This is a genomic window from Mycobacterium persicum, from assembly GCF_002086675.1.
Taxonomy (GTDB): domain Bacteria; phylum Actinomycetota; class Actinomycetes; order Mycobacteriales; family Mycobacteriaceae; genus Mycobacterium; species Mycobacterium persicum.
This window is the reverse complement of sequence record NZ_MVIF01000057.1, coordinates 22,342-36,237: the sequence shown is the minus strand read 5'-3', so window position 1 is coordinate 36,237 and position 13,896 is coordinate 22,342. Positions and strand designations below refer to the sequence as shown.

Below are 13,896 nucleotides of genomic sequence, written 5' to 3'. Positions count from 1 at the left end.
TCGCCGCCCCGGCCGCCGGCCCCGGTGTTGGCGCCCACGCCGCCTGCTCCGCCGTTGCCGATCAGCCCAGCGGCACCGCCGTTGCCACCGGCGGGATGACTGCCGTTCCCCGGGCCGCCGTCGCCGCCGTTGCCCAACAGCAAACCGCCGGCGCCCCCGTCCCGTCCCGAAGCCCCGTTCGCCCCGTCACCGATCAACGGCCGACCCCACAGAGCCAGGGTGGGAGCGTTGACCACATCCAACAGGCCCGCGATCGGCGACTGCAGCGCTGCCGCGCCTATCGCCTCGACACCGGCATACGAGCTGGCAGCCGCGTTCAGGGCAAGCACGAACTGGTCGTGAAAGAGGGCCGCCCGCACGCTGAGGGCCTGAAAAGCGTCGCCATGAGCGCCGAACAAGGCCGCAAGGGCGGTGGAGATCTCGTCGGCGGCAGCGGCCAACACGTTCGTCGTGGGCGCCGCCGCAACCGCACTCGCCGCGGTGATGGTGGACCCGATGCCCGTCAACTCCGTGGCCGCGGCCGACAGCTGCGAAGGGGTCGTGACGACCAACGACATCGGGTACCTCCCCACGGGTCAGCAAACGGATCGTATCGCGATCCGTACGCCCCGTCGGGCGCTTTGGGCGGACGCGGCTGGGCTCAGGTGGCCTGCAAGACCAGCGGCGGCCCCGGGTCGGGTGACAGCGGCACGTTTTCGCGTTGCATCAGCCAGCCGGCGATGTTGTGGAACAGCGGGGCCGCCGAGTGGCCCGGGCTGCCGTCGGCGTTGCGCTCCGGGTTGTCCATCATCAGCCCGATCACGTAACGGGGATTGTCGACAGTGGCCATCCCGGCGAAGGTGATCCAGTAGACGTTGTCGAAGTAGCAGCCGCAGGCGGGGTTGATCTGCTGTGCGGTGCCGGTCTTGCCGGCCATCTGGTAACCGGGCACCGCCGCCGCCGGGCCGGTGCCCTGCTGGTAGCCCATCGGGTCGTGCTGAACGACGGCGCGCAACATCTGGCGCACGGTCTGGGCCGTCTGCGTCGACACCACCCGGACGCCGTCGGGACGCGGCTCCTCGGTACGGGTGCCGTCGGCCGCGATGGTCGCCTTGATGATCCGGGGAGGTATCCGCACCCCGTCGTTGGCGATGGCCTGATACATGCCGGCCATCTGCAACAGAGTCATCGAAAGACCTTGGCCAATAGGCAGATTCGAGAAGGTGCTGCCCGACCACTGGTCGATCGGCGGCACCAGCCCGGCGCTCTCACCGGGCAGCCCCACACCGGTGCGCTGACCCAGTCCGAATTTGCGGACCATGTCGTAGAAACGCTCCGGGCCCACCCGTTGCGCCAGCATCAGCGTGCCGACATTCGACGACTTACCGAACACGCCGGTCGTGGTGTAGGGCATCACGCCGTGCTCCCAGGCGTCGTGCACGCTGACCCCGCCCATCTCGATCGTGCCCGGTACCTGCAGCACCTCGTCGGGGTTGGAAAGCCCGTACTCGATGACCGACGACGCGGTGATCACCTTGTTCACCGATCCCGGTTCGAAGGGTGACGACACCGCCGGGTTGCCCAACTGCTTGTCGCCCTGGCGCCCGATGTCCTGGGACGGGTCGAAGGTGTTGTCGTTGGCCATGGCGAGCACTTCGCCGGTCTTGGCATCCAGTACCACGGCCGAGACGTTGTGGGCTCCGGACAGGTTCCTGGCCTGCTGCACCTGCTGCTGCACGTAGAACTGGATGTCGTTGTCGAGGGTGAGTTGGACGGTGGAACCGTGAACCGCCTTGTGCCGATTGCGGTAGCTGCCGGGGATGACCACGCCGTCCGAACCGCGGTCGTAGGTGACCGAGCCGTCGGTTCCGGCCAGCACCGCATCCATGGAGTCCTCCAGACCCAGCAGACCGTGACCATCCCAATCGATCCCGCCGACGATGTTGGCGGCCAGCGATCCGCCGGGGTACTGGCGCAGATCCTGCCGCTCGGAGCCCACCTCGGGGTACTTCTCGGAGATGGCGCTGGCGATCGCGGGATCGACGGCACGTGCCAGATACACGAACGCATCGTTGCTCTGCAGCTTCTTCAGCAGCGTTGCGGCGTCGGGCTTGTTGTTCAGCTTGCCCGCGATCTCCCTGGCAATGTCCTTGAGCCGCTGCTGCGGGTCCGGGGCCGCGGGGGACTTCTTCTTGGCCTCCTCCAGCTGCTGGCGGACCCTCTTGGGCTGGAAGGTCAACGCACGCGCCTGGATGGTGAACGCCAGCCGGTCGTTGTGCCGGTCGACGATGGCGCCGCGAACCGCCGGTTCGACGTCGGTGACCTTGAGCTGGCCGGCCGCCTGGGCGCGCAGGTCCGCGGCATTGGACACCTGCAGGTAGAACAGCTGGGTCGCAGCAACCAACATCAACGCGAAAATCACGGCGTTGCCGGCCCGATGCCGGAAGACGAACGACGCACCGCGGGTCGCCACTTCCACTGCCTGACGGGTCCGCCGTTGCCCCGCCGGCCGGCCGGGTGGGGCTGTTTCGGCGCGCACCGGGACGCGGGTTTTCTTGGTTTCCTTGGCTTTCCGCAGCCGCTCGGGCGCTGGGGCCTCGTTGACCCGGTGATCACCGAGCTTCTTGGACGGCTTCTTGGACCGCTTCGGCTGCCGCGGGTCCTGGGACTGCCGTCGTTTTCGCGGACCACCCGCCGCTGGCGTCGGGCGAATGCGCCCCCCGCGGCTCACCGCGGCCCCCCGGGCGCCGCCGGCACCGTGGGAGTCACCGGGACGAACTGTTCGCCGTTGGACGGCGCCGGTGGTGGAACCGGCTGCGCTGCATGCACGCTGACCGGGGGCGCGGGCGCTGCTGGAGGTGCCGGAGTCACGGGGGCCGCAGGAGCCGGCGGTGCGCCAAGCACCGGCGGCGCGGTGCCCGATTGCAGTGGTATCGGTACTTCTGCTGGTACCGGGGCTGGTACCGGGGCTGGTACTTGACCGGGCAGCTGCAGCGGGGCGGCGGGCGCCGAGCCGACGGGTGCCGGCGGCTGAAGCTGCGGCGGGAGCTGGCCCGGCACGCCCGGCGCCTGGCCCGGTACCGCAACCGATCCTGGCACTCCCGGCGACTGGCCCGGTACCGCAGCCGATCCCGGCACTCCCGGCAGCTGGCCCGGCAGGTGGTTGCTGTCGGCGCCCAGCGTCGATGCGCCGTCGGGAGTGCGGGGCAGCAACTGCGGACCGGACCGGGCAGGCGGTGCCGAGTCATCGGGACCCGGCAGGACCCGAACCGGAACCTCCGGGGGAACCACCGGCGGTTTGGGAGGCGGCGGCGGACCTTCTTCCGGCAGTTTCGTGTTCAGCGGGGGCGGCGGAACACCGTCAGCAGGTTTGGGGGTTCCCACCACCACCCAATTGCCGTCGGGCGCCTGAACCAAGTGGGCGGTGTCCCTCGTCGGAATCATGCCCTGCTTGCGCGCCGCCTCTGCCAGCGCCGGCGCAGACCCGGCCTCACGAACATCGCGCTCCAGTGCCTCCTTTTGCTGCTGCAAGATCCGCGTCCGCTCCCGAGCGTGGCTTAGCTGATACGAGCGCTCGGCGGCGTCGGTCGACAGCCACAACGTGAGGGCCAGCCCGACACCGAGCGACCCGATCACCAAGACCACAAACGGGACCTTGCTCAGCAAGGTCTGGGGGCGCAGGTCGACCGATGCCAGCCGGACGGCCAACCGCTCGCTCAATTTAGGTCGTACTACCTTGGGCGCCTTGGCTTTTCGGGCCTTGGCCCGAGCTTTGGCCTGACTGGTGTTCATGGGCCGGGCCGGACGGTCGACGGGCCGGGGCATCGGACTGGTCTGCGGTCCCGACTTCGGCATCCGCGCCTCGCGGTGCGGCGCCGTGGACTTACCCGCTCGGGAGCGACGCGACGCCGAGTCGGCCGCCGTGTGCCGGTTGGTGGCAGCGGAACGATCGCCTCCACCACGACGATCGCTACCACGGCGGCTCCCCGGCACCCGAGCTTCGCGCTTCGCCGTCATGAATCGCCCTTCCCGGTCGCATGCTGCGGTTCCGCCTCGTGGTCAATGCGTTGCAACGCCCGCAGCCGCACCGCGGCGCTGCGTGGGTTGCGTTCCATTTCGGCCGCATCCGCCCGTTCGGCGCCGTGGGTCAGCGACCGGAACCGCGGTCCGTGGCCGGGAAGCTCGACCGGAAGCCCGATCGGAGTTCTGGAGACGACCGCGTCGGCGAACACCCGCTTGACGATCCGGTCCTCCAGCGACTGGTAGGCCATCACCACGATGCGTCCGCCAACCCGGAGTGCGGCCATCGCAGCGGGAACCGCGCCGCGCAGCGAATCCAGCTCCTCGTTGACCGCGATGCGCAGCGCCTGGAAGGTGCGTTTGGCCGGATGTCCGCCGGTGCGCCGGGCCGCAGCCGGAATCGCCTGGTAGACAACGGCAACCAGCTCGGAGGTCGACGTGAACGGCGTGTGGGCGCGCTGCCGGACGATCCGCCCGGCAATGCGGCGGGCAAACCGCTCTTCACCGTAGCGCTGCAGGATATCGGCCAGCGCGGCCTCGTCGTAGGTGTTGACGATGTCGGCCGCGGTCAGCGGTGTGGCCGGGTCCATCCGCATGTCCAGCGGAGCATCCTTGGCATAGGCGAAGCCGCGATCGGCACGGTCGAGCTGCATGGACGAGACGCCCAGATCGAACAGCACCCCGTCGACCGATTTGACTGTGCCATAACCTAACTCGGCCAGTGCCGGCGCAAGGCCGTCGTAGCGGGTGTGTACCAGCGTGATCCGCTCAGCGAAGGGCGCCAACCGATCCCGGGCAATGTCCAGGGCGCTCGGGTCGCGATCCAGCCCGATGAGCCGCAGCCCCGGCAACTCGTGGAGAAACCGTTCCGCGTGCCCGCCCGCGCCGAGGGTCGCATCGACCAGAATCGCCCCGGAGCCGTCTGGGTGCTGCCGGGTCAGCGCCGGAGCGAGCAGCTCGACACAGCGGCGCGCCAGGACGGGTACATGACCGAAATCCCTTGGGCCATCAGCCACCGTGACACCTCCCCGGGTGGGGCAATACCGGCCTGTCCACCAGTCTGGCCACGGTGGCGTCCCTGCACCGAGGTCCCTGTCCGAAGTCGCGAACCTGGCGTCGGGGAAGTACGCCAGGGTCGGTTCGGGCAGAGACCACGGTGCACGGACACGCACCTCAGAAGATGTCGCCGAGTGCTTCATCGCTGGCCGCGGAGAAGTTCTCTTCATGGAGTTGCTGGTAGTCGTGCCAAGCTTGGGCGTCCCAGATCTCGAGGTAGTCGACCGCGCCGATCACCACGCAGTCCTTGGAAAGACCCGCGTAGCGGCGATGGTCGGCCGATAGCGTGATCCGGCCCTGGCCGTCGGGGTGCTGCTCGTCGGTGCCGGCGGCAAGGTTGCGCAGGAACGCCCGTGCTTCGGGGTTGCTTCGCGGCGCCTTGCTCGCCCGGCGCGCCAGCTGCTCGAACTCCGCTCTCGGGTAGACGGCGAGGCTGTGATCTTGGCTTTTGGTGACCATCAACCCCCCTGCCAACGCGTCGCGAAACTTTGCCGGCAGCGTCAGCCGCCCCTTGTCGTCGAGTTTGGGCGTGTAGGTGCCGAGAAACACTAGGCCACCTCCCACCTAGAGCCGCTCGCTCACCCAAACACTTCAGCCACCATACCCCACAATCCCCCACTTTGCCCCATTGATGGGGTGTCGCCGCGATGTTTCCCCAAGAATCTGCGGCGCCGGGTCACCTCTAGATCACCCCGCATCTCGCCATCCAGCTCACGGGTCGTGCTAAAACCGCATTTCAGACGGCCCAGTGAGGGGAATTGGGCGCCAAGTGGGGCGTGGTGGGGCATGGCGAAGGCCGCTAGCTCACGACTGGGTTTCGGTGTGGATTCCCCGACGTAACCGCGAGCGCCGGCGCGGGATATCGGGTGCGCACGAAAACGGGGCAGCAGGTGGCTGCCCCGTAAGGTCTACGTTCGTTCGCCTACTCGTCGAAGCGGCGCCGGAACCGATCCTCCATCCGGCTGGTGAATGAGCCGCCGGCGCCTTTACTGCGACGCTGGCGCGACCCCCCGGACGCCGGCCGAGAGTGGTCCAGCCGCCCTGACAACCGCGGCCCGGTGACGGCATACACCACGCCGCCGAACATCACCACAAAACCGAAGACACTGAGGATCGGGAAGCTGCCGATCATCGTGGCCTTGAACGCCACCCCGGAAACCAGCATCGCCAGGCCGATAACGAACAACGCCGCACCCTGCAAGCGCCGCCGTGCCGTGGGTGCGCGGAAGCCCCCACCACGAACACTCGACGCGAACTTAGGGTCTTCGGCGTAGAGCGCGCTCTCGATCTGCTCAAGCATCCGCTGCTCATGATCGGAGAGTGGCATTCGTCCCTCCTTGCCGACAGACTGTCACGTAACTACCGGTAGCAACGCGGATGCCCGTTGTGGGGGCAACTAACTCAGATGATACGAGGTCAATCCCAGCCGTACCACTGATTCGCCGGCGATTCTATCCCGGCCGCACCCCGGCACACGAATGCGCCCGACACCTGATGCGGTGCAACCGGTCACAAACTCCGCATCGCTTCATATCGCTTCCTGCCGGTGCGCATGTCGACCGCTCGGCCAACCGCGACGGCAGTCGTCCGATACTGGTGCTAAGGCAGGCACGGCACCGCACCGGATCACCGTGAGGAGGGCAGTTGACGATTTTCCTTATCGATCTGGCCCCGAGCGAGATGGAGCGCCGCCTCAGGGAGGCCTTGACCGTCTACGTCGACGCGATGCGCTACCCCAGAGGCACCGAGAACCAGCGCGCCGCCATGTGGCTGGAACACATCCGCCGGCCAGGCTGGAAGGCCGTCGCCGCCGTCGACGTAGCGGACCCGGGCGGGACCGATCCGTCCGAAATCGTGAGAGCCGATCCCGACACCCGGGCGGCGGCGGCCGGCGATCTGAACAACGCACCGATGGTGGGCGTCGCCTACGGCTACCCCGGCGCCCCCGGGCAGTGGTGGCAGCAGCAAGTCGTCCTCGGGCTGCAGCGCAGTGGTTTTCCGCCGCAGGCGATCTCGCGGGTGATGACTAGCTATTTCGAGTTGACGGAATTGCATATCCAGCCGCGCGCCCAGGGCCATGGCCTCGGCGAGGCACTGGTCCGCCGGCTACTCGCCGGTCGGCAGGAAGACCACGTCCTACTGTCCACTCCGGAGAACAATGGCGAGGCCAACCGGGCGTGGCGGTTGTACCGGCGGCTGGGCTTCGCCGACATCATCCGCGGCTACTACTTCGCCGGCGACCCCCGCGCCTTCGCGGTCCTGGGCCGCGCGCTACCGCTGTAGGCCCGACTGCGGACGGCTTGCCCAAGCGGCACACCGGGTCTGGCACGATGACCTGGTGCGCGCCAGCTCTCCCTCGCTCTCAGCCCGCAAATCTCACGTGACCGTGACCCGACGGCGCCGCATGCTGGCCATCGCGATGCTGTTGATGCTGGTGCCCCTGGCCACCGGATGCCTGCGCGTCCGAGCGTCGATCACCATCTCACCCGACGACCTGGTGTCCGGCGAGATCATCGCCGCGGCAAAGCCGAAGAACAACAAAGATGCCGGCCCTCAACTCGATAGCAACAACTTGGCATTCAGCCAGAAAGTGGCTGTCTCCAACTACGACAGCGACGGCTACGTGGGGTCGCAGGCGGTGTTTTCCGATTTGACGTTCGCCGAGTTGCCACAGCTGGCCAACATGAACTCCGACGCGGCCGGGGTGAACCTGTCGCTGCGGCGCAACGGCAACCTGGTGATTCTAGAAGGCCGGGTAGATCTGACCTCAGTCACCGACGCCGACGCCGACGTCGAGCTGACCGTCGCCTTTCCCGGAACCGTGACCTCCACCAATGGAGACCGCATCGAGCCCGAAGTGGTGCAGTGGAAGCTCAAACCGGGCGTGGTGAGCACCATGAATGCCCAGGCCCGCTATACCGATCCCAACACCCGGTCATTCACCGCGGCCGGCATCTGGCTGGGCATCGGGTCGTTGCTGGCCGCGGGCGTGGTCGCGCTGCTGGCCTGGATCAGCCGGGACCGCTCCCCACGGCTCACGGCCGCGGGCGACCTGCCGCCGAAGTAACCGGATCGGGTCGCTCACCGGGATCGGTTTGTCCTGGTTAGCCCGTGGTTAGCCCTGCTTGTCGGGCGCCCAGTAGTCCAACATCTCGGCGAAGGTCTCGAAAGCCGGCGCGGAAAGGCCGTAGGTTGCCTCGAAATGGATGCTCAGCGGAAAGCCTAGGTCCACGACACCGTCTAGCACGCGTTGATAGAGCTCAACCATCAATCGGCGCTTCTGGGCGGGTTCGCTGGCGGCCAGCTTCTGGACGAACTCCTGCTCCTCGGCCACGGCCGCGTTGCCGGGGTCCTGGATCAACCAGTTGATCAAGCCGACGCGAGCCTCGACCTTGGGGACAAACCCGAACGACAGCAGGATCTCGGGTCGGTGGTCGGCCGCCGCGGCGAACTCGGTCAGGAAACCCACGATCGCGTCGGAATACAACAACTGCGTCATGCCATAGGTCGCGCCCTGATTGCATTTGAAATTCAGCCGACCCTGCTCGCCGTCTCGGGTGGGAATTACGATCACACCACGGTTGGCCACCAGCTCCCGGTAGATCGACAACGCGTCGGTCGGTGCGACGCCGGAGCCCTCGCCGTCGTTCATCGTGCGCGGCACCCCGACGAACACGACGCCCTCCATCCCGGCGGCACACAGCTCGGCGAGCCTGCCACGCAGCGACGACTCGTCCATGAAGGCGGTGACCTGCGTGCACAGGCCGCTGATCGACGGCAGCTCCGGTCTGATGATCGACCAGAAGTCCAGGACGTCGAGCTTGGGCTGCATCGGGACCGGCCGATCGTCGTCCTCGGCGATCATCCCCGGGATCATTACGTGGCGGATTCGGCCGTCGAGGCCCGATTCGGCCGAGTACCGCAGCAATTTGTGCGCATCTTCCAGGGCCCGTTCGTGGCCCCCGTCCACGTTCGGAGGTACCAGCTCGAGCGCGATGGTATTGAGCGTCACACGGCACCCTCTTTCTCAGATTCCTTAGATTCCTTAGATCCTCAGATTCCTCAGACGACTACTGCTCACAGCGCGCTACGCCGCGCACACCCCCACCGGCCTCATCACGGGGCCATCACGACAGCATAGGGGTGGCTTGGCGAATCAGTCGAAGCGACGGCGTCCAGCCCGAAGGCATCCGGCCGCCCGAAGGAGGCAATACCCGCCCATGTCCCCGCGGCCGAATACACTGTCGGGCCAGGAACGTGCCGAGCAGAAAGGGGCGCCGCGCTGAGCGTCGAAGCATCGGCAACCGACTTGGGCGGCGCCATCACCGACCAGCTACGACGGTATCTGCACGACCGTCGACGCGAGGCGGCCTATATCGGCAGCGACTACGACGCCCTGACGGCCTGGCTTGAAGACTTTGCGCTGCGCGGGGGCAAACGGCTACGCCCGGTCTTCGCATACTGGGGCTGGCACGCCGTGACAACCGAGGAGCCCGGCCCCGAGATCCTGCGGTTGTTTTCCGCCTTGGAACTGTTGCACGCCTGGGCCCTGATACACGATGACGTGATCGACGCCTCCTCGACCCGTCGAGGCCGGCCGACGGCCCATGTGCATTTCGCCGCGCTGCACCGGGAGCGCAACTGGCTCGGCCCGGCGCACCAGTTCGGCACCTCGGCGGCGATACTGCTCGGCGACGTGGCACAGGCCTGGGCCGACGACATCGTCTCCGAGGTGGGCCAGACCAGCCTGCCGCCCGACGCTGCGCGCCGGGTGCGGCGGGTATGGTCCGGCATCCGCACCGAGGTGCTGGGCGGGCAATACCTCGACATCGTCGCCGAGGCCAGCGCCGCGAACTCGATCGCCTCGGCGATGACGGTTGCCACGTTCAAAACCGCCTGCTACACGGTGTCTCGGCCGCTGCAACTGGGGGTGGCCGCGGCTGCCGACAGACCCGACGTCGCTGCCGCGTTTCATCAGTTCGGGACGGACCTCGGGGTGGCGTTTCAGCTGCGCGACGACCTGCTCGGAGTGTTCGGAGACCCCGCGGTCACCGGCAAGCCGTCCGGCGACGACCTGCGGTCCGGAAAGCGCACAGTGCTGATAGCCGAGGCCGCCGAGCTCGCGGAGAAGTCCGACCCGCGGGCGGCCAGCCTGTTGCGTAACTCGATCGGCACCGAGCTGACCGACGTGCAGGTGCGCGAGCTGCGTGAGGTCATCGCGGGGGTCGGCGCTTTGGCAGCGGCCGAGAATCGGATCACCGAGCTCACCCAACGGGCGCTGGCGACACTCGCGTCCGCACCCATCAACGCACAAGCCAAGGCCGGATTGTCGCAGTTGGCCCGGACGGCCACGGACCGGTCGGCCTGAACCGATGACCAGCGCGACGCCCCTGCCGGAAGCTGACTTGGCAACGAAACTGTCAGTGAGCCAACGCATTTCACGATTTTTCGCATTCGCCGGCACTCCGCAGGCCAAACCCGCCTGGCTGGGTTTCCTGGGGGCCGTGCTGATCACCGCGGGAGGGTTGGGGGCCGGCAGCACCCGCCAGCACGACCCGCTGTTGGAGACGCTTCACATGTCGTGGCTGCGCTTCGGCCACGGGCTGGTGCTGTCGTCGATCGTGTTGTGGTCGGGCGTGGGCCTGATGCTGATCGCGTGGCTGTGGCTGGGCCGGCAGGTCCTCGCCGGCCAAGCAACCGAGTTCATCATGCGGGCCACCACCGCATTCTGGCTGGCGCCACTGCTGCTGTCGGTGCCGGTCTTCAGCCGGGACACCTACTCCTACCTGGCGCAGGGCGCACTGTTGCGCGACGGCCTGGATCCCTATGCAGTGGGGCCCGTGGGTAACCCGAATGCGTTGCTGGACGACGTGAGCCCGATCTGGACGATCACTACCGCCCCCTACGGTCCGGCGTTCATTCTGGTGGCCAAGCTCGTCACGATCATCGTCGGCAACAACGTGGTCACCGGGACCATGCTGTTGCGCTTGTGCATGCTGCCCGGGCTGGCGCTGTTGATTTGGGCGGCCCCACGCCTGGCACGACACCTCGGCGCCGACGGCGCCACCGCGCTGTGGACCTGCGTGCTCAACCCGCTGGTGCTCATCCATCTGATGGGTGGAGTGCACAACGAGATGCTGATGGTCGGCCTGATGGCCGCCGGCATCGCGCTCACCATGCAGCGACGCCATGTCGTGGGCATCACGCTGATCTCGGTGGCGATCGCGGTCAAAGCCACAGCCGGGCTGGCGCTGCCGTTCCTGTTCTGGGTCTGGATGCGGCATCTGCGCGACGACCGGGGGTACCGGTCGGTTCAGGCGTTCCTGGCCGCCGCGGCAGCGTCGCTGCTGATATTCGTGGCGGTGTTCGCGGTGCTGTCCGCGGTGGCCGGCGTCGGATTGGGGTGGCTCACCGCGCTGGCGGGCTCGGTGAAGATCATCAACTGGTTGACCGTGCCGACGGGAGCGGCGAACCTGATCCACGCTCTGGGTAGAAACTTCTTCACCGTCGATTTCTACACCTTGCTGCGGATCACCAGGTTCATCGGAATTCTGATCATCGCGGTGTCGCTGCCGCTGCTGTGGTGGCGGTTTCGGCGCGACGACCGGGCGGTGCTGGCCGGCATCGCCTGGTCGATGCTGATCGTGGTGTTGTTCGTCCCCGCCGCCCTGCCGTGGTACTACTCCTGGCCGCTGGCGATAGTGGCACCACTGGCCCAGTCACGGCCGGCAATCGCGGCTATCGCCGGGTTCTCGACCTGGATCATGGTGATCTTCAAACCCGACGGATCACACGGCATGTATTCCTGGCTGCACGTCGGGCTGGCGACCGCGTTCGCGCTGCTGGCCTGGTATTCGCTATACCGGGTGCCGGAGCCGGCTGCCCCAAGGGACGCAACGGAACCCGTTCAATAAGCCCCTCAATGGGCCCGTTCAATAGGCCATCGCCTGGGCGCGACGCACGACTTCGCGCGCCTGGTGGGCGTGAAGCGCATCGACCGGGCGAGCATTGCTCACGACATCGCGTGAGCCGTCGCGGGTAATGGTCAGCGACGGATCGGGGGTGAACAGCCAGCGCACGATCTCGGTATCGCGATAGCCGCCGTCGTGCAGGATCGTTAACAGGCCCGGCAGACTCTTGACCACCTGACCGGAATTGGTGAAGAACACTTGCGGCACCACTACGCCGCCGGCACGCCGCACCGCGACCAGGTGACCTTCGCGCAACTGCTGGTGCACCTTGCTGATCGGCACACCGAGAAGTTCGGCGACCCGGGGCAGGTCGTAGGTTGGCTCGTTGGGATCCAGAACGTCATCGCCGGCCGGAATGCTGCCCACGGCGCAAGTGTAGAGCTTGGTGCAACATTGTCTCATCCGATTCGCCCCGCCACCTACGATGGCCCCGTGGCTGAAGCTGAAATGCCCGGCTCCTTCTCGGGCCGTGCCGGCCCGCATCGTCACCGAGCCGACGCTGAAATGCCCGGCTCCTTCTCGGGCCGTGCCGGCCCGCATCGTCACCGAGCCGACGCTGAAATGCCCGGCTCCTTCTCGGGCCGTGCCGGCCCGCATCGTCACCGAGCCGACGCCGGCACTTCGGATCCGTTGGACAGCACGCTGCTGGACGGCCGCTACCTGGTCCAGGCCAAGATCGCCAGCGGCGGGACCTCGACGGTCTACCGCGGTCTCGACGTCCGGCTGGACCGCCCCGTCGCCCTGAAGGTGATGGACTCCCGCTATGCGGGTGACGAACAGTTTCTCACCCGCTTCCAACTCGAGGCCCGCACGGTCGCCCGGTTGAAGCACCCCGGTCTGGTTGCGGTGTATGACCAGGGGCTGGATGCCCGGCACCCGTTTCTGGTGATGGAACTCGTCGAAGGCGGGACGCTGCGCGAACTGCTGGCCGAACGAGGACCGATGCCCCCGCATGCCGTGGCGGCCGTGCTGCGCCCGGTGTTGGGCGGGCTGGCAGCCGCGCATCGGGCCGGCCTGGTGCACCGCGATGTCAAGCCCGAAAACGTGTTGATCTCCGATGACGGCGAGGTCAAGATCGCGGATTTCGGACTGGTCCGGGCCGTCGCGGCCGCTGGAATCACCTCGGCCAGCGTCATTTTGGGAACCGCGGCGTACTTGTCTCCCGAGCAGGTGCGCGACGGCCAGGCCGGCCCCCGCGGCGATGTCTACTCGGCCGGAATTCTCACCTACGAGTTGCTGACCGGACACACGCCGTTCAGCGGCGACTCGGCATTGTCGATCGCCTATCAGCGGTTGGACCGCGACGTGCCGCCACCTAGCTCTGTAATCGATGGTGTGCCAACGCAATTCGATGAATTCGTGGCCTGCGCGACGTGCCGTGACCCTGCCGAGAGGTACACCGACGCCATCGAGATGGGCGCCGATCTCGAGTCGATCGCCGAGGAACTGGCACTCCCGGACTTTCGGGTGCCCGCGCCGCAGTTCTCGGCCCAGCACCGGTCGGCCGTGCTGCAGCGCAGCCGGATCGACCAGCAGCCGCGGCCACCGGTTCGCCACCCCACGCGCGAACTGACCCGAGAACCGCGTAGCTGGGCCGAGCCGGTATCGGCGGCCCGCCCGGATACCGAACCGGAAGAATATGAATACCAGCCTCTGTCAGGGCAATTCGCCGGCATCTCGATGGACGAATTCATCTGGGCGCGACAGCATGCCCGCCGCATGGTGCTGATCTGGGTGGCGGTGGTGCTCGCGATCACCGGGCTGGTCGCGACCGCGGCCTGGACAATCGGCAGCAATCTGGGCGGACTGCTGTAACGGACCGCGAGTTGGCCCCGCCTCCCGCTTGCGAGCAGACGCAAAATACTCGAAA

General features: G+C 67.4%; 13 protein-coding genes. 5 read left to right on the top strand and 8 right to left on the bottom strand.

Going from position 1 to position 13,896, the window contains the following annotated elements:
• The 6 genes from BST40_RS33640 to BST40_RS17290 form a co-directional block, all read right to left on the bottom strand.
• Positions 1 to 557: PE family protein (locus BST40_RS33640; RefSeq protein ID WP_142276750.1), on the bottom strand; the 557-nt coding region annotated here is incomplete at its 3' end.
• An 83-nt stretch (positions 558 to 640) separates the two neighbouring features.
• On the bottom strand, positions 641 to 2,557 hold the full coding sequence (locus BST40_RS17310) for a peptidoglycan D,D-transpeptidase FtsI family protein (RefSeq protein ID WP_240316660.1): 1,917 nt from the start codon (positions 2,555 to 2,557) through the stop codon (positions 641 to 643).
• A gap of 149 nt (positions 2,558 to 2,706) precedes the next feature.
• A complete protein-coding gene (gene ftsL / locus BST40_RS17305; protein WP_083154914.1) occupies positions 2,707 to 3,996 on the bottom strand; it encodes a cell division protein FtsL in 1,290 nt (429 codons plus the stop codon).
• Positions 3,993 to 5,171 carry a 16S rRNA (cytosine(1402)-N(4))-methyltransferase RsmH gene (gene rsmH / locus BST40_RS17300; protein ID WP_089025193.1) on the bottom strand — a complete coding sequence of 393 codons (1,179 nt, stop codon included), beginning with the start codon at positions 5,169 to 5,171 and terminating at the stop codon, positions 3,993 to 3,995. Before rsmH ends, ftsL begins: the two co-directional genes overlap by 4 nt.
• Position 5,172: 1 nt before the next feature.
• On the bottom strand, positions 5,173 to 5,604 hold the full coding sequence (mraZ, locus tag BST40_RS17295) for a division/cell wall cluster transcriptional repressor MraZ (RefSeq protein ID WP_075548795.1): 432 nt from the start codon (positions 5,602 to 5,604) through the stop codon (positions 5,173 to 5,175).
• Between the two features lie 373 nt (positions 5,605 to 5,977).
• Entirely contained in the window at positions 5,978 to 6,382 is a 405-nt protein-coding gene (locus BST40_RS17290; protein WP_075548794.1) for a DUF3040 domain-containing protein, read from the bottom strand.
• A 317-nt stretch (positions 6,383 to 6,699) separates the two neighbouring features.
• Here BST40_RS17290 and BST40_RS17285 point away from each other — a divergent pair, with 317 nt between their 5' ends.
• Positions 6,700 to 7,338, top strand: a complete 639-nt coding sequence (locus BST40_RS17285; RefSeq protein ID WP_075548793.1) for a GNAT family N-acetyltransferase — start codon at positions 6,700 to 6,702, stop codon at positions 7,336 to 7,338.
• A gap of 97 nt (positions 7,339 to 7,435) precedes the next feature.
• Positions 7,436 to 8,122 (top strand): lipoprotein LppM, encoded by a 687-nt coding sequence (gene lppM, locus BST40_RS17280; RefSeq protein WP_089025192.1) that lies wholly within the window; start codon positions 7,436 to 7,438, stop codon positions 8,120 to 8,122.
• Positions 8,123 to 8,170: 48 nt separating this feature from the next.
• Here the strand turns inward: lppM and BST40_RS17275 are convergent, their stop codons facing one another.
• A complete protein-coding gene (locus tag BST40_RS17275) occupies positions 8,171 to 9,067 on the bottom strand; it encodes a mycobacterial-type methylenetetrahydrofolate reductase (protein ID WP_075548792.1) in 897 nt (298 codons plus the stop codon).
• 297 nt (positions 9,068 to 9,364) lie between these two features.
• Here BST40_RS17275 and idsA2 point away from each other — a divergent pair, with 297 nt between their 5' ends.
• Both idsA2 and BST40_RS17265 read left to right on the top strand, forming a co-directional pair.
• Positions 9,365 to 10,423 carry a bifunctional (2E,6E)-farnesyl/geranyl diphosphate synthase gene (idsA2, locus tag BST40_RS17270; protein WP_075548791.1) on the top strand — a complete coding sequence of 353 codons (1,059 nt, stop codon included), beginning with the start codon at positions 9,365 to 9,367 and terminating at the stop codon, positions 10,421 to 10,423.
• Between the two features lie 4 nt (positions 10,424 to 10,427).
• Complete coding sequence (locus tag BST40_RS17265; protein ID WP_075548790.1) at positions 10,428 to 11,969, top strand: alpha-(1->6)-mannopyranosyltransferase A; 1,542 nt, start codon at positions 10,428 to 10,430, stop codon at positions 11,967 to 11,969.
• Positions 11,970 to 11,987: 18 nt separating this feature from the next.
• On the opposite strand, the gene BST40_RS17260 is transcribed toward BST40_RS17265, so the two are convergent.
• Positions 11,988 to 12,392, bottom strand: a complete 405-nt coding sequence (locus BST40_RS17260; protein ID WP_075548789.1) for an Rv2175c family DNA-binding protein — start codon at positions 12,390 to 12,392, stop codon at positions 11,988 to 11,990.
• A gap of 195 nt (positions 12,393 to 12,587) precedes the next feature.
• Here BST40_RS17260 and BST40_RS17255 point away from each other — a divergent pair, with 195 nt between their 5' ends.
• On the top strand, positions 12,588 to 13,841 hold the full coding sequence (locus BST40_RS17255) for a protein kinase domain-containing protein (protein ID WP_089025191.1): 1,254 nt from the start codon (positions 12,588 to 12,590) through the stop codon (positions 13,839 to 13,841).
• The last annotated feature ends 55 nt before the right edge of the window (positions 13,842 to 13,896 follow it).

What these genes read in the sequence shown, in the direction of transcription:
- BST40_RS17265 (WP_075548790.1), top strand. Translation starts at nt 10,428, where the DNA reads ATGACCAGCGCGACGCCCCTGCCGGAAGCTGACTTGGCAACGAAACTG.
- BST40_RS17255 (WP_089025191.1), top strand. Translation starts at nt 12,588, where the DNA reads ATGCCCGGCTCCTTCTCGGGCCGTGCCGGCCCGCATCGTCACCGAGCC.
- ftsL (WP_083154914.1), bottom strand. Translation starts at nt 3,996, where the DNA reads ATGACGGCGAAGCGCGAAGCTCGGGTGCCGGGGAGCCGCCGTGGTAGC.
- BST40_RS17290 (WP_075548794.1), bottom strand. Translation starts at nt 6,382, where the DNA reads ATGCCACTCTCCGATCATGAGCAGCGGATGCTTGAGCAGATCGAGAGC.